Source organism: Bacillus sp. NPDC060175 (assembly GCF_042728695.1).
Classification (GTDB): Bacteria; Bacillota; Bacilli; order Bacillales; family Bacillaceae_G; genus Bacillus_A.
This window is the reverse complement of the sequence record NZ_JBHWYR010000085.1, coordinates 1-16,734: the sequence shown is the minus strand read 5'-3', so window position 1 is coordinate 16,734 and position 16,734 is coordinate 1. Positions and strand designations below refer to the sequence as shown.

Genomic DNA, 16,734 nt, shown 5'->3' with positions numbered 1-16,734 from the left:
ATTTGCGTTCGTTGGTGTATAACGAATTTCAGAAATAGACCTTAAAATAGTCGGAGTTAATTTTTCTAGTTCTGCAATTAATTCCTTCATTTTTCCCTCTTTAAACGGTTCAAAAATTGGTGCTGCAACTGGAAGTTTTCCGTTCGGAAGTACATCGAGTGTTTTCCCATTTTCTAATAACGGTTGTAATTTCCCATCTTTGTTTATATAGCCAATTGTTAAATATTCTTCGATATGAACATCAATTTTGTTTGGGAAACGTTTTTTTACATTTACCGCTTTAATTTCTTTTCGTTTCGTTAAGTTTTCTTCTGCTTTATGTGCTGTTACTCGGAAATAACTCGTATCATATGTCACACCTGATTCCTTCATAACTTGTTCATCTGTCATATAATGATTTCCAAACACACTTATCTTTTTTATATTACTAAGCGGAGACCGAAAATAAATTAAAAAGAGTACTAATAAAAATAAAATCGATATGTATAAAATTAACCGATGATTAACAGGTTTCTTATTCTTTTTCTTTTGATTCTTTAATTTTGGTACACGATCTTGTAGTTTAATCACTTTACTATTTTTCATGTACGATCCCCCTATGTAACATAAAGAACGGCATGTTCCTCATGCCGTTCTTATCTTCTTATTATAACATAAATGATAATGAGCGGAACGAACAACCGTTATCTTCCAATTATTTCTACTTCTGTCTGCATATCGACACCAAATTTATCCTTAATTGTACGCTTTATCAATACGATCAGGTCTAATACATCTTGTGCTGAAGCCACACCAGTATTAACAATAAAATTTCCATGCATTTCAGAAATTTGAGCTCCACCTATCTTATAGCCACGAAGCCCTGCTTTTTCTATTAAATCTCCTGCAAAATATGGGACTGGATTTCGAAATATACTTCCTGCACAAGGGTGATTCCAAGGCTGCGTTTCACGGCGATACTCTTTATTCTTTTGCATGCTTCTTACAATTTCCTCGCGTTCGCCTACCTCCAATTGGAATTCAGCTTCTAAAACAATACCAGGGCGTTTCACTTGCAATACAGATGTGCGATAAGAAAATCCCATTTCGGTATTCGTCAACCAATTAATTGTTCCATTTTCAAACAAAATACGACCTTTCGTTAATACACTCGATATGTCAGACTTATGAGCGCCTGCATTCATATACACTGCACCGCCAACACTTCCTGGAATACCACTTGCAAATTCCAAGCCAGCTAATCCCTGTCGACTAAGTAAAGTTGACAATTTAATAAGGGGGTATCCAGCACCAACTCTTACTCTATGTTTTTCGACTTCTAAGTGATCTAATCCTTCTCCTAAACGAATAACCACACCTTCTATACCTTGATCAGATACGAGAAGATTTGAACCACGACCAATTGCCGTCCACCCTGTCTTGTACTTCTTTACTAACTCTAACGTCTTCTCAATACCAGCAACATACTTTGGCACAATTAAAATATCAGCTGGTCCGCCTATTTTCATAGTCGTGTAACGCGCTAACGGTTCATTAACTAACACGCGGCCAACATTTGCTTCTAAAAGCTCTTTTACTAATTGTTCCATAGACAATCTCCCCCATATTAAGTCTCCTTAATTACAGTAATATGCAGGGCGTTCACCTAATGTTATTTTTTAATAAGCTTGTTCATTACTTCATATAGCTTATTTGCTGCATCTGGAATACCAAGTTGCTTAGTAGCCAGTTTCATATTTTGTAATGTTTGTGTATCCAATAAAATCTCATCAATGTCACGAATAAGCGTTTCAGATGTTAAATCTTTTTCAAGTAGCATTTTAGCTGCTCCTTTATCAACAACTGATCGTGCATTTTTTTCTTGATGGTTATTTGTTACATACGGACTTGGAATTAATACACTTGGTTTTCCTAACGCTGTTAATTCTGCAAGCGTTGTAGCACCTGCTCTTGAAACAACAAGATCTACACCAGTCAGTACCTCTGGCATATTATGAATAAAAGGTTTAATAATAACATTATTCGGATTCCCTTTTTGTTTCACGGCTTCCATAACTTTATCATAATGTACTTCGCCTGTTACATATAATACTTCGTAACTTTTATTCCCAAATTGTTCAATCGCTTCTACAAAAGCATCGTTAATCGGTCTAGCACCGCGACTCCCACCAAAAATAAGCACCGATTTTTTAGAAAGGGATAGTCCTACCGAACGTTTTCCTTTCATTCCATTTTGGTCCATTACTTCTGATGCACGTGGATTACCTGTCATAACCACTTTTGACTGTGGGAAATGTTCTGCAGCTGCTTCAAAGCAAACTGCAACTTTATCGACATAACGACTTAAAAATTTATTCGTTACACCAGGTACACTATTTTGTTCATGTACAATAGTCGGAATACCTAATTTAGCCGCAGCATATACAACTGGCCCACATACGTATCCACCCGTACCAATCACAATATCAGGGTTAAAACGACGAATATATCGTTTACTATCTTGAACACCTTTTAGGAAACGCATCACTGTTTTTACATTATCAAGAGATATTTTTCGTTTAAATCCACTTATAACAATAGATTGGAACGGAATACCCGCTTTCGGTACGATGGTACTCTCTAATCCATTCTCTGTACCAATGTATAAAAATCTTGCTTCCGGATTTAGTTTTTTTATTTCTCTAATTAAAGCAAGAGCTGGATAAATATGTCCTCCAGTACCCCCACCACTTACTAATACTCGCACTACTGATTCCTCCACTTCCCTGTTCTTATTCAATCGTATTTATTTCTATATACATATTGTATTTTCACACACACACGAAAAACCCTGTCTTTTAAACAGGGTTTAATAGCGAGAATGGCGACTTATATTCAATAATACACCTACTGCCATTAACATTAAGGTCAAACTTGATCCACCATAACTTAAAAACGGCAAAGTAATACCCGTAACAGGCATCAGTCCTGTTACAACACCAACATTAATCATTACTTGAATCGCAATCATCGCCACAATACCTACTGCTAAAAACGTACCATATAAATCTGGCGCTCCTAATGCTATACGAATCCCGCGCCATAATAATAGACTAAATAATAATAACACAAATGAACCACCAATAAAACCTAATTCCTCGGATAAGATTGCAAATATAAAGTCTGTTTGTGGTTCAGGTAAATAAAGAAATTTTTGTCTACTTTGTCCAAGTCCAAGCCCAAATAAACCACCAGGTCCAATTGCGAGTAACGATTGGATAATTTGAAATCCACTTCCGAGCGGATCCGACCACGGATCTAAATATGATGTGATGCGTTTCATTCGATATGGTGCTGATGCAATTAACCCTACAAATCCCGCTGCACCAAGCAAACCAAACATTGCAAAGTGAAAAACCCTTGCTCCCGAAATGAATATCATAATAATACATGTCCCAACCATTACCGTTCCCGTACCAAGATCTGGTTGTAACATAATCATCCCAAAAGCAAGAACTACAAAACTAAGAGCCGGTAGCAAACCTCGTTTAAACGATGTAATTAATTTTTGTCGTTCCGCTAAAAATTTTGCTAAGAAAATAATCATCGCGAATTTCATAAACTCTGACGGTTGGATAGAAAATGCTCCGATTCCAATCCAACTTCGTGCTCCCCCACGAACGAGACCTACTCCAGGAATAAGAACGAGAATAAGAAGAACGAAACAAACTAGTAAAATTACTTTTGAATACGTACGCCACACCCAATAATCAATTTTCATGAGAGAAAACATAGCTACTACTCCAAGACTTGCAAATAACAATTGCCTTTTTGCAAAAAAGAATGAATCCCCCATTTTATAAGAGGCCCAAACCGCACTCGCACTATAAACCATAATCATTCCGATTGTTAACAACGCAAGTGTAACGATGATGAGAATAAAATCAGGCGTTTTCTTCATTACCCATGAACACCACCTCTTTGGGCAGAACCTTTGCCCTATGTAACAAAACATCAGTAGGTGTTAGCCTACTGATGTTTTGATTTACTTTATATAAGTTTATGCACAGCTTGTATAAAAATGTCTCCTCTTTCTTCAAATGTTTTAAATTGATCCCAGCTTGCACATGCTGGTGAAAGAAGAATAACATCACCATCGGTAGAATGAGCATACGCCTTCACTACTGCATCATCTAAAGTATCGACACTTTCAATTACATCTAATCCTGCTTTTTCTGCCGCTCTTACTAATTTTGGTGCAGTTTGTCCAAATGTTACAATCGCTTTGACATGTTTAAAGTATGGAATTAAATCATCAAATTCATTACCACGATCAAGTCCACCAGCCAATAATACAATCGGTTGTGTAAATGCAGATAATGCTTTTTCTGTCGCTAGCATATTCGTCGCTTTTGAATCATTATAAAATTTACGATTATTAATCGTTGTTACATATTCTAAGCGATGTTTTACACCTGTAAAACTTTTTAACACAGCAGTAATTGCTTCATTAGAAACACCTAGTAATTTAGCAATACTCATTGCTGCTAAAATATTTTCTAAATTGTGCTTACCAGGTAAAACAATATCACTTACTTTAACTACTTTTTCGCCTTTAAAATAAAGAGCGTTATCTTTTATACACGCACCATCTTCAATTTCTTTCGTCGTCGAAAATAATACTTTCTGTCCTTTACTATATGCCGATAATGCCATTACATCTGCATCATCTGCGTTAATTACACTATAATCTGTTTCAGTTTGGTTTTTGAAAATATTCGCTTTCGCCAAACCATACTCTTTCTTCGTCTCGTGATAATCTAAATGCGCTTCAAATAAATTTAAAAAGGCTGCAATTTTTGGTTGGAACGACTCCACTCCCATCAATTGAAACGATGAAAGTTCCGTAACGACAACTTCATTTTCTTTCGCCAATTGTGCAACTTCACAAGCTACAGTACCTATATTCCCCGCAATAACTGGGTACTTTTGTCCTTCTTTTAACATTTCAAACGTTAACATTGTCGTTGTTGTTTTGCCGTTAGATCCCGTAATCCCAACAAACGGTGCTGCTGAAATGCGATATGCTAATTCAACCTCAGTTACAATTGGAATTTGCTTTTCCTTCGCCGCCACTAAGAGTGGATTAGAATATGGAATTCCTGGGTTTTTTACGACAAGTGAAATGTTTCTCTCCAGCAATTCTAACGGATGCCCACCACATATAACATCCATTCCTTCCGCTTGTAACTCAGCAGCAAGCACATTACCCACTAATGGTTTCCCATCATTTACAATGACGTTTGCCCCTAATTTTTTTAATAAAGTAGCTGCTGCATAACCACTTTTAGCAATACCTAATACAAGAACATTTTTATTTTGATATTCAGTTACAGTTTTCAATTACATCCACACCCCGATATAAATTCCTAGCACAGCTAATAAAAATCCTACAGACCAAAACGTTACAACAACGCGCCACTCTGACCAACCACATAATTCATAATGATGATGTAATGGACTCATTTTAAAGACACGCTTTCCTGTTGTTTTGAACGAAATAACTTGGATAATAACAGATAAAGTTTCCGCTACGAATACACCGCCAATAATAACGAGTAACAATTCTTGTTTTAACAAAATCGCTACAGCTGCGATAGCACCACCTAAAGCTAGAGAACCTGTATCCCCCATAAATACTTTCGCTGGATTCGCATTGAATACTAAAAAGCCAAGTACAGCTCCTACAACTGCCATACAGAAAATCGCTACCCCAAATTGTTCTTGAGCTACAGCAATAATACTAAATGCTCCGAATGCAATAGCAGCTGTTCCTGATAATAAACCATCTAAACCATCTGTTAAATTAACCGCATTTGATCCACCAATAAGCATAAATAATACAAGAATAAAATATGCCCAGCCTAATTCAAATTTAACATCAGTTCCCGGAATCATGATATAAGTGTGAAATGCTTGCCCTTTTCCAATTAAAAAGAACGCAATAGCAATTACAAGCTGACCAACCAATTTTTGTTTTGATGTTAAACCAAGATTTCTTTTCTTTACTACTTTTATGTAGTCATCTAAAAATCCGATTAATCCGTACCCAAATGTAACTAATAATAACAATGATACTTCTGCACCTAAATTGTTAAATTTAATCGCCATAATAAGCGTAGTCACCATCATAGATACATATATGACAATACCACCCATCGTTGGTGTCCCTGATTTCTTTTGGTGTGACTTCGGTCCTTCGTCACGAATACTCTGTCCGAACTTTAACTTTCTTAAAAATGGAATAAATAATGGCGAAAGGGCAACAGAAATTAAGAATGCTACCCCAGCCGTTACTAATAAACCTTGTTCAAGCACATGTAGTCCTCCTCTCATGCTGTTACACTTCGTTGTTTAAACGCTCCGTGATTGCTTCTCTAGCAACTTCACGATCGTCAAAATGATGAACTTCTTTACCAATAATTTGATACGTTTCATGCCCTTTACCAGCAATAATAATAATATCTTCTGCTTTCACTTTCGAGATAGCGGAACGTATCGCTTCTTTTCGATCAACAATTACTTCATAATTATTCCCATTTGCATCATTTACCATATCATCTAAAATAGCCTTCGGATCTTCACTTCTTGGATTATCCGATGTATAAATTGCATGAGTTGCATATTCGGTTGCAACACTTGCCATTATTGGTCTTTTCGTTCTATCTCTATCACCACCGCAACCAACGATACAATATACATCACCTTTTGCAAACTGTTTTGCTGTTTTTAGTACGTTCTCTAAGCTATCAGGTGTATGTGCATAGTCAACAATAACTGTGTAATTTTGTCCACCATCAACAACTTCAAAACGTCCAGGAACGCCAGCAAGCTCTTTAATTACATCAATAATTGTTTGTAAGCTCACTCCTGAAACAAGACCTGCTGCTGTAGCAGCTAACACGTTGTATACATTAAACTTACCAATTAATTTCATCGTAACATTTACAGTTTCATACGGTGTTACAAGTGTAAATGTTGTACCGCCACTCGTCATTACGATATCTCGTGCCATAATGTCGCTTGCAACATCTATACCATATGTTACAACAGTAGCTGCTGTACTTCTCATATACTCTTCTGCTACTGAATCATCACTGTTTAATATAGCGTATTTTTCACGATTATGATGATAACTATTGCCAAGCTGTGCAAAAAGCAACCCTTTCGCATGTTTATATTCTTCCATCGTTTTATGATAGTCTAAATGATCTTGTGTTAAATTCGTAAATACTGCAACATCGTAATCGCACCCGTGTACACGGCCAAGATCTAAAGCATGAGACGAAACCTCCATTACTGTACTATCCACACCTTGTTCAACCATTTTTGAAAATGTCTGTTGAAGTGTTAGTGCATCTGGTGTTGTATTTTTCACCTCAAATGTTTCATCACCGATTTTCATATTAATCGTTCCAATTAGCCCTGTTTTATGACCATGTGCGCGCATAATTTCATCCATAATATGCGATGTTGTTGTCTTTCCATTTGTACCTGTAATACCGATTAAATGTAACTTGTGTGTTGGTTGGCCATAAAAATAATCAGCTAAAACCGCTAGCGAACGAAAAGTATTTTTCACAAGTACAACTGGAACGTCAACATCAATTGGTCTTTCCGCAACAATAGCAGCCGCTCCTTGTGCGGCTGCTTGCTTAGCAAAGTCATGGCTATCAACCGTATATCCTTTCATACATATAAATAAGCTTCCCTCTTTCACTTTACGTGAATCCGCTTCAATAGATGTTATTTCTGGATTTTCTGTTGGAACAACGGGAAAATCATGCAAACATGATACAAGTGTATGCAACTTCATTTCACTAAACCCTCTCTACATTGTTTATTTATCTCTTATTTTAGCAAGTAACACGTTACCTCCTAGTTATATAAAAATAGGAGGTAAGTGCTACTATAGTCTAATCAATAGATTTATTTATTAATGAGACACTTATCGTCTCAAATAAAGCAATTTTTCTATAAAGAACTCACTTCCACCAATTGTACCATAAAACACAATCAGTTACCTTTAATTCCCGAAGTAAATTCTAACTTTTGAACCCTCTTTTACTTTAGCTCCTGCTTCTGGTGATTGTTTAATTACTTTCCCACCATCACCACTTATATCAAGCTTCAAGTCTACAAGTTGCGTTTGTAAATCTTTCTTTTTCATACCAATTAAATTCGGAACTTCCACAGTTGGTGTATCGCCCCATTTATATTCTTTCTCAACTTGCTCTTTTCTCGGTTCCACTCCCATTACAGGAAGTGCGTCACGAAGAATATTCCCAACAATAGGTGCTGCTACAACTCCACCAAATTGAGTCACTCCTTTTGGATTATCCACTGCTACATAAACAACAATTTGCGGATCGTCAGCTGGAGCAAAACCGATAAATGATACAATATAGTTATTATCTAAATATTTTCCATCTTTCACCTTTTGAGCAGTTCCAGTTTTTCCACCTACACGATATCCATCAATATAAGCCCCTTTACCAGAACCTTTCGCTACAACATTCTCTAATGCGTAACGAACTTTCTCTGAAGTTTCCTTGGAAATAACTTCCCTTTTCGCAACAGGTGTCTTTTTGCTGACAACTTGATTATTCTTCGGATCAATAAATTCCTTCGCTATATATGGCTGATACAAAGTTCCACCATTTACAGCGGCCGCTACAGCTGCTACTTGTTGAATCGGTGTAACAGAAACACCTTGCCCAAATGAAGTCGTCGCTTGCTCGACTGGACCAACTTTATCTAAATTAAATAAAATCCCGCTACCTTCACCTTGTAAGTCAATTCCGGTCTTCTGTCCAAACCCGAAATTGCGAATGTATTTAAACAATCGATCTTTACCAAGACGATCACCGAGTTCAATAAATCCTGGGTTACAAGAGTTTTGAACTACCTCTAAAAACGTTTGGCTACCATGGCCTCCAGCTTTCCAACACCGCAATCTAGCTCCACCAACTTCAGCTGCCCCATCATCATAAAATGTATCTTTCTCTAAGTCTACCAAATTTTCATTCAAGGCTGCAGCTAATGTAATAATCTTAAATGTTGACCCCGGCTCATACGTACTCCATACAGGTAAGTTTCTGTTATATACTTCCGGAGAAACACTTTGGAAATCTGCTGGATCAAAACTTGGTCGACTTGACATACCTAAAATTTCACCATTTTTCGGATTCATTGCAATTGCTATCATACCGTCAGGATTATACGTTGATTCCGCAATATTCATTTCTCTTTCCATAATCCTCGTAATGCGTGAATCAATTGTTAATCCTAAATTCAAGCCGGCTTCTGGTTTTTTGAAATCATCTCCAACGTTAGGCATTCTCTGTCCTTTCGCGTCTGCAAAAAATCGCACATGACCTTTATCACCATTTAGCTCTTTATCATAATATTTCTCTAGTCCCATAAGCCCTTGATTATCACTGCCCGCAAATCCTAATACGTGTGATAAAAAATTACCGAATGGATAGTACCGGATAGAATCCTCTGCGATGTACACACCCTTTAAACTTAATCCGCGTACTTCTTTCGCTTTGTCATGCGATATTTTCCTTCCGCCTTTATCAAGCCTTACAATCGATTCTTTTTTTGTAATCCGCTTATAAACATCATCTTTTTCCACACCTAATACTGCAGCTAACTTCTCTGCAGTCTCTGCTGGTTTTTCAATTTGCCTCGGCACAACAAAGACGGTCGGTGCACTTTTATTCGTAGCAAGCTCCACACCATTTCGATCTAAAATTTTCCCTCGCTCTGGTTCAAAAGTAATATTACGACTCCATGAATCCTTCGCACGATCCGTTAACATATTCCCAAGAAAAAATTGCACATATCCAAGACGAATATCGATAATGGTGAAAATGAGTATACCCGATATAAGTATAAAAATAAGTCGTTTTCTAACTGTTACATTTGATACACGCATATTGGAACAAGCCTCCCTTACGCCTAGCTTGTTCCAATATATGCTTGTACTTATTTAATTAGAACTTCTTCCCTATTACCATTATGGTTTTTCTGCTTCTTGCTGTGGCTCAAGTGGTGGTACGAGTGTTACACCTAATTCTGTACCAGGTTGCAACAATGTTCCTTCCGCCACACTTTGTTCCGTTACATATCCTGTACCAGAAGGTTTTAAGTTAAGCTTTAATGTTTTTGCTAAATTCATAACATCACGCAGTGCCCATCCCTGTATATTTGGCATTGTAGGCTTATCTCCTACTAAGAAAACTCGATCACCCTTTAATGTTTGTTCAGTTGCTTTTGGCACTTGCTGCTGCACTTTACCTTCACCTAATACGATTGGACGAAGTTTTGCTTTATCAATTGTTTTTTTCGCTTCTTCCATCGTTTTTCCGGTTACATCTGGAACGACAGTTTGTTGTTCTTTCACATATTTTTTCGGGTCTTTTACTTCATTTGGCTTAATCTTTAAGTACTCTAAGCTATTTTTCGTTACATATTTAAAGATATCAGCTAAAGGTTTAGCCCCGTTTTCATCATCTTTTAATTTTGGTTGTTTAACGGCCACATACACAACAAGTTGCGGATCGTCCATCGGTGCCATACCTAAGAATGAGAATATATAATTCTCTCTTCCCGTCATATAGCCACCTTTCCCGTCGGGAATTTGTGCTGTACCTGTTTTACCCCCGACTGAGTACCCATCAATTTTATATGCAGTCCCTGTTCCTTTCGGTGATGTAACAACACGTTCTAGTAATTGCCTTACTTGCGCTGCTGTCTCTTTGGAAACAGGTTTTCCTACTTCTTCTGGTTTATGCTCTAGCTGTACTTTACCTGTTATTGGATCCACAATTTTATCAATTGTATAAGGCTTCATCATTTTCCCATCATTTGCAATCGCTGTTGCAGCTTGTACAAGTTGAATTGGTGTAACTGTAGAGCCTTGTCCAAATGCTGTTGTTACTTGTTGTATTTGTTGATCAAATAAAATTGTATTTGACCCTTCACCAGGTAAATCAATGTTTGTTTTTTCATCTAATCCAAAATTATGAATATATTTTCGGAAACGATCTGGACCAAGTTTTTGATCACCTAAAATTGCAAACGCTACGTTTGAAGAGCGCTCTACCCCTTCATCAAAAGTAATAGAACCCCATCCAGCGCCGCCGTTATGATCTTTTATTTTGCGATTACCAACTTGATATGTACCAGACTGATAAAAGTCTTGTCCATTGTATACACCTTCATTAATGGCCGCTGCTAATGTGAAAATCTTCATTGTTGATCCCGGTTCAAATGCATTTGCAATTGCGTCGTTGAAGAAATATTTAATTTGACGATCATTAGGGTCATAACTAGGTTTACTAGACATCGCTAATATTTTTCCCGTCTTTGGATCCGCTACAATTCCAATTAAATTTTCTGGCTCATAATGTTTACTCGCTTCTTTCATTGCGTCTTCTAAATAACTTTGAATACGTTGGTCAAGCGTTAAATACACATTATCTCCATTTTTAGGTGCCTTTACATTCACTTTCCCACCGTCAAGAGATACTCCTTTACGGTCACCTGTATAAGCTACCTCACCATTAGAAGCACCTAAATATTTATCCAAACTCTTTTCTAAACCAAATTGACCGACTGAGATTCCATTTTCATCAGGTTTCGCATGACCTATGACGTAAGATGCGAAATCACCGTTTGGATAAACTCTCGCATTTTCGGTAATGAAAGAGATTCCCGGCAATTTCAATGCTTCTATTTGTTCTTTCTTTTCTTTCGTCAAGTCCTTACCCAATGTTCCAAATTCCACTTGACTTTTGCCTTCTTTATTTAAAGTAGCTAAAATTTTATCTTCATCTTTTCCGAGTACTCCTGCGATTTTCTTTGCAGTATCCTCTTTATCCTTAACGGCGTTAGCCCCTTTTAGCTCGGCTACAAGTTTATAAGAATTTGCGTCTTGCGCTAGTACATGACCATTTTGATCATAAATTGTTCCTCGATTCGCTTCGAGAACTCCTTTTTTACTATGTTTCTGTTCAGCAAGTTTTTTCAAATCATGATTATCCACTGTTCCTGTTGCTTGTATGTAAAAAAATCGGGCTAATAATAGAAAAAAGAGCAGGAGGAAAAATATCATAAAATAACCTGCTCCCTTATTGGTATGAAATTTTGTCATATTTTTATTCATCTTTTCTTCACACCTATTTGCCTTACTTTAGGCCTTTCACGTTATTCGCATTAATTTCTAGCCCGTGTTTTTTTGCAACTTCAGCGATACGCTCATAACGACTTAACTTCTCTACTTCAGCCTGCAATTCTTGATTTTCCTTTTGTTTTTTCACAATTTCTTCTTCTATCGTCGCTGCTTCTACATTAACTTGATATAGACCCGCTTTATTCCCAATAAAAGCTACACAGGCATATAATAAAAATCCAATAAACGTTACGTACAATAGCTTTTCAATTCTTGTAATTTTCGTTTTAACTTTTGGTTTAACCATCTGCTGTGGCGGCGTTTGAATTTGTACCTCTTCTTGCGCCTGTTGTTTATACTTTACAGCTAAATTAGTCATACCTCTCTCTCCTTTTTATCGTTTTTCAGCGATTCTCAACTTCGCAGAACGCGCTCGATTATTTTCTTCTAATTCAATGTCAGAAGGTAAAATCGGTTTCCTTGTAATAAGCTTTAATTTCGGCTTAAATTCATCCGGAATAATCGGTAGTCCCTGTGGTAATTGTGGTGTTGTGCTATTTCGCTTAAACGTCGTTTTACAAATACGATCTTCTAAAGAATGGAATGTTATAACACTAACTCTTCCACCAGGCTTGACCATATCAATTGCAGATTCCAACGCTTCTTCAAATACTTTTAATTCATCATTTACAGCAATACGAATCGCTTGGAATACTCGCTTCGCAGGATGTCCACCTGTTCTACGTGCCGGAGCTGGAATACCTTCTTTAATTAATTCCACTAATTCTCCTGTCGTTTCAATAGCCTTATTCTCGCGATAAGCTTCAATTTTCCTTGTTATTTGCTTTGAAAATTTTTCTTCTCCGTATTGGAAGAAAATTCTTACGAGTTGTTCATATGACCAGCTGTTCACAACATCATATGCTGTTAATGGGGCATCTTGATCCATCCGCATATCTAACGGTGCATCATGATGATAACTAAAGCCACGCTCTGGTGTATCTAATTGTGGGGATGAAACACCTAAATCGAATAAAATCCCGTCTACTTCTGTAATACCTAATTCATGTAGTTTTTCAGATAAATAACGGAAGTTGCTCTTCACTGTTACAAATTGTTCACCATAAGAAGAAAATTTTTCCTTCGCATTTTGAATCGCTATTTCATCTTGATCAAATGCTATTAATTTTCCACCATCTGTTAGCTGAGATAATAAATAAGAACTATGTCCTCCTCCACCCAGTGTACAATCTACATATGTACCACTCGGCTTTATATCTAAGCCATCTACTGTTTCTTTCAAAAGTACTGTTACGTGTTTGAACATTGCTGCACCTACTCTTTTTCCAATTAATTATGTTAAATACATTTCTCACTCTACAAACAAAATTTACTACTTGAGGATGAAATGCTACTAAAGAACGACTCATTTAACTTCCAACAAGGTAGCATGCTATACAAATCGCTATTTTATTTTATTATATACTAAATTTTATCATTTTTTGCGGGAATTTAAACAAAAACCTGTCGAAAAAGATAATAATCCGTTTACATTTTGTGCTATTTTGTCATATATATATACCTGATACATAGCGATTCATTACATTAACATAAGATGGACAATTCAGAAATATTTCACTTCACAGTTAATTCAACAAAATAAAAATAAAATCCTGCTCAAAAGAGCAAGATTCTATAGTTTTATTACATGATGTTTTCCGTCCCACGAAAAAGATTGTTCCATTACCCGGTCAATAAAATCAAGACCGAACTGATTTAAATAATAACACACATTCCACACACGTTCTTGCGGTGCTCCTAATGGACGAAGCGCAAATTGTAAACGGCGGAATTTATTCAGTTGAACCTCATGTTTCTTCTCAACATTTCTTTTCAACATTCTTTCTAACAGTTCAATTTGCTCATTAATTTTCAGTTCATTTTTCCCAGCAAACTCATTTAACCCTGGATCTATTTTTTTCACGAATTGTTGTAATGATGTATGGATATCCATTATTTCTTTTTTCGCTTCTATAAATCGCTCGTCTATCGGTTCCTCTATTTGATTAGAAAGCCAATTGTCACGCAGATTATCTATATTATTTAGAAATGGATCAATTTCTTGCAAATCTAAATCATATAAATCTGTCGCTATATCTCGCTCCATATAAGTAATCGTAAGGCGCGGAACAACAGGTGGCATTTGGAAACCGGCCGTATGAAACACTTGTTGCAATTCACTCCAATAAGCTAACTCCCCTGGACCGCCAATAAACGCTAACGTAGGAAACACATATTCTTGCATAAGAGGGCGCGTTACAACATTATTACTAAAACGTTCTGGACTTCTTTCCATCTCTTCCATCAATTCTTCATACGAAAATGAATGCACTCCATCTTTTCCAATAAACTTCCCTTGATTCTCTTCAAGCAATACTCGCTCATTATCAATTTCCATAAATATATGCACTGCATTTGTCTTTGTTTCAATAATCGGTTTAAATCCTAATTCCTTAATCACTTCTTGTTGATTATGAAGTGCTACTTGAATTTCTTTATATTTACTTATAATTTGTTGTAAAAACGGCACTTCTAAATTTCTTAATGCAGGATGATGTGAATCTACAAGAATTAAACCAGAATTTGCGAACATTTTCGTAATAAGGCGCGCAAAGAAATCTACATATGTATTCGATTTACCTAAAGCATCATCAACAAATTGTAATACATCCTTTGTAAAATTCGTTTCCGGATATGTTTTAAAAATCTCTTCGACCCATTTTCTACAGTCTTCAATAGAAAGTTCAGACTCAGAAGCACTCGCCTTTTTCGGATAACGATCATGAAAAATGGTCTTTTTTATTTTTTTATTTTTCGTTACAAATGTATGATTAATTTCATCCATATCATGGTCTTCACCAGCAATCCAAAAGACAGGAACAACCCGAACCCCTAAGCTCTCTTCTTTTTCTTTTGCAAGCTGTAAAATTGAAATGATCTTATGTACTGTATAAAGCGGACCTGTTAATAACCCAGCTTGTTGTCCAGCTATAACTACATATGTATTTTCATCTTCAAGCGCTTTTATATTTTGAATTGTAAATTCTCCCGCTTGCAATTGTGTATTATATTCTAATAAATGCGTTACTAAATCTTGACGGAAAAACTCTCTCTCACGTAAATCATGTAATCGCTGTTTAAAAGCATCCTCTGTTAACAGATAATCAAAACATGACTGTATCTCTTTTTTACCGTTCATATAGTCCGCTACAACACCTTGTAGTGGAACAGAGATCTCTTTTATCTCCATATAATTCTTCCTTTCGTATCCTGTTCTCTCACCAACCCACATTGTAGTCAATGTTTCACGTAAAAGCAAAGAAAAACACTTATAATTCCATTCCTTTTATTACATTGAACAAAAATTGAAGTGTCGGAACAGATTGTTGTTGTTCCTTAGCTTCTTCTAGTACATATCCAACAATCGCATTAACTTCCGTTTGTCTATTCGCTCTTACGTCCGCTAACATAGATGAAGTATTATGAGATGTTTTTTCACATACTTGGCATACCATTTGCCATACCATTTCCTTATCTTCTTCTTTAACAAGAAATGCAACTTCCTGAAATACTTGCTCCATCATTTGATAAAAAAACGGATTTGAAATTAACTCTCCGTTCTCAACCCGCAATAATGCCGTCAATGGATTAATACATACATTGACTACTAATTTATTGCGCATAATCCACTTCCAATCATCTTCTATTTGAATCGGAAAATAATCAAAAGGAAAACAATTAAATACCTTTTTAAAACAACTAGATTGACCACGCACTACACCAAACTTTGTAACACCTATTCCAGTATGATGAACTGTATGTCCATCCTCTTTTTTTGCACCATGCTCCACAATCCCGACTGCTATACGTTCATTTCCTATTTTTTGCATAACTTGAAGATGTGACATTCCATTTTGCAAAAAGATTAATGACGATTCTCCCTGCATAAAAGGTAATATATCAGTTATATGATATTGCTTTACAGCAATAAATGTATAATCTAACTGTTTATCCAGCATACTTTCTATCGGTAAAATAGACGGAAATACTGTCTCACGTTCTCCATTCCTAATACAAGTTACACCCGTTAAGTTTAATTCTTCTGCTTGCTTAGCGTTTCTTGTAAACAACGTAACATCTTGATTGCTTTTTTGTAAATAAAATGTATATAGGAGACCAATAGCTCCCGGTCCAACAATTCCAATTTTCATCTTCACACAAAGAACTCATATTAACAAGTGATATAAGTCCCCTTGCCCTTCCCCCTTTACATCTTATTAAATTACAATTACATAGTTGAAGGTTCAATTATCTTTTAACAAATGCAACCTCTTCTTTCACTATGTATATACTACCTATATACATAGTTCTATTCTTAGTTTAGCAAATCCTCAAAAAAATAATGAAAGAAATATTCTATCTTCTTCATAAAAATTAAAAAATGAGTTATAATA

General features: G+C 36.2%; 13 protein-coding genes. All 13 read right to left on the bottom strand.

Annotation, left to right across the window (positions count from 1 at the left end; genetic code table 11):
* On the bottom strand, positions 1-585 hold a 585-nt coding region (divIB, locus tag ACFWDE_RS26235; protein ID WP_377895755.1), incomplete at its 3' end, for a cell division protein DivIB.
* 98 nt (positions 586-683) lie between these two features.
* Positions 684-1,589 carry a UDP-N-acetylmuramate dehydrogenase gene (gene murB, locus ACFWDE_RS26230; RefSeq protein ID WP_377895753.1) on the bottom strand — a complete coding sequence of 302 codons (906 nt, stop codon included), beginning with the start codon at positions 1,587-1,589 and terminating at the stop codon, positions 684-686.
* A gap of 62 nt (positions 1,590-1,651) precedes the next feature.
* Positions 1,652-2,746: an undecaprenyldiphospho-muramoylpentapeptide beta-N-acetylglucosaminyltransferase gene (murG, locus tag ACFWDE_RS26225; protein ID WP_002088269.1), complete on the bottom strand. Its 1,095-nt coding sequence runs from the start codon at positions 2,744-2,746 to the stop codon at positions 1,652-1,654.
* 102 nt (positions 2,747-2,848) lie between these two features.
* Entirely contained in the window at positions 2,849-3,940 is a 1,092-nt protein-coding gene (gene spoVE / locus ACFWDE_RS26220; RefSeq protein WP_377895749.1) for a stage V sporulation protein E, read from the bottom strand.
* 89 nt (positions 3,941-4,029) lie between these two features.
* Positions 4,030-5,382 (bottom strand): UDP-N-acetylmuramoyl-L-alanine--D-glutamate ligase, encoded by a 1,353-nt coding sequence (gene murD / locus ACFWDE_RS26215; protein ID WP_377895746.1) that lies wholly within the window; start codon positions 5,380-5,382, stop codon positions 4,030-4,032.
* Positions 5,383-6,357 (bottom strand): phospho-N-acetylmuramoyl-pentapeptide-transferase, encoded by a 975-nt coding sequence (gene mraY / locus ACFWDE_RS26210; protein ID WP_377895743.1) that lies wholly within the window; start codon positions 6,355-6,357, stop codon positions 5,383-5,385.
* Between the two features lie 22 nt (positions 6,358-6,379).
* Positions 6,380-7,855, bottom strand: a complete 1,476-nt coding sequence (gene murE / locus ACFWDE_RS26205) for a UDP-N-acetylmuramoyl-L-alanyl-D-glutamate--2,6-diaminopimelate ligase (RefSeq protein ID WP_377895740.1) — start codon at positions 7,853-7,855, stop codon at positions 6,380-6,382.
* Positions 7,856-8,065: 210 nt separating this feature from the next.
* Positions 8,066-9,982 (bottom strand): stage V sporulation protein D, encoded by a 1,917-nt coding sequence (locus ACFWDE_RS26200; protein WP_002014741.1) that lies wholly within the window; start codon positions 9,980-9,982, stop codon positions 8,066-8,068.
* Positions 9,983-10,063: 81 nt separating this feature from the next.
* Complete coding sequence (locus ACFWDE_RS26195; RefSeq protein ID WP_483861755.1) at positions 10,064-12,214, bottom strand: penicillin-binding protein; 2,151 nt, start codon at positions 12,212-12,214, stop codon at positions 10,064-10,066.
* A gap of 22 nt (positions 12,215-12,236) precedes the next feature.
* Positions 12,237-12,599 carry a cell division protein FtsL gene (gene ftsL, locus ACFWDE_RS26190; RefSeq protein ID WP_016106033.1) on the bottom strand — a complete coding sequence of 121 codons (363 nt, stop codon included), beginning with the start codon at positions 12,597-12,599 and terminating at the stop codon, positions 12,237-12,239.
* 15 nt (positions 12,600-12,614) lie between these two features.
* The gene (gene rsmH, locus ACFWDE_RS26185) at positions 12,615-13,547 is read right to left on the bottom strand and encodes a 16S rRNA (cytosine(1402)-N(4))-methyltransferase RsmH (RefSeq protein WP_002014746.1); all 933 of its coding nucleotides are present in this window, start codon (positions 13,545-13,547) and stop codon (positions 12,615-12,617) included.
* A gap of 366 nt (positions 13,548-13,913) precedes the next feature.
* Entirely contained in the window at positions 13,914-15,530 is a 1,617-nt protein-coding gene (bshC, locus tag ACFWDE_RS26180) for a bacillithiol biosynthesis cysteine-adding enzyme BshC (RefSeq protein WP_377895735.1), read from the bottom strand.
* Positions 15,531-15,609: 79 nt separating this feature from the next.
* The gene (gene panE / locus ACFWDE_RS26175) at positions 15,610-16,497 is read right to left on the bottom strand and encodes a 2-dehydropantoate 2-reductase (RefSeq protein ID WP_377895732.1); all 888 of its coding nucleotides are present in this window, start codon (positions 16,495-16,497) and stop codon (positions 15,610-15,612) included.
* Positions 16,498-16,734: the final 237 nt, after the last annotated feature.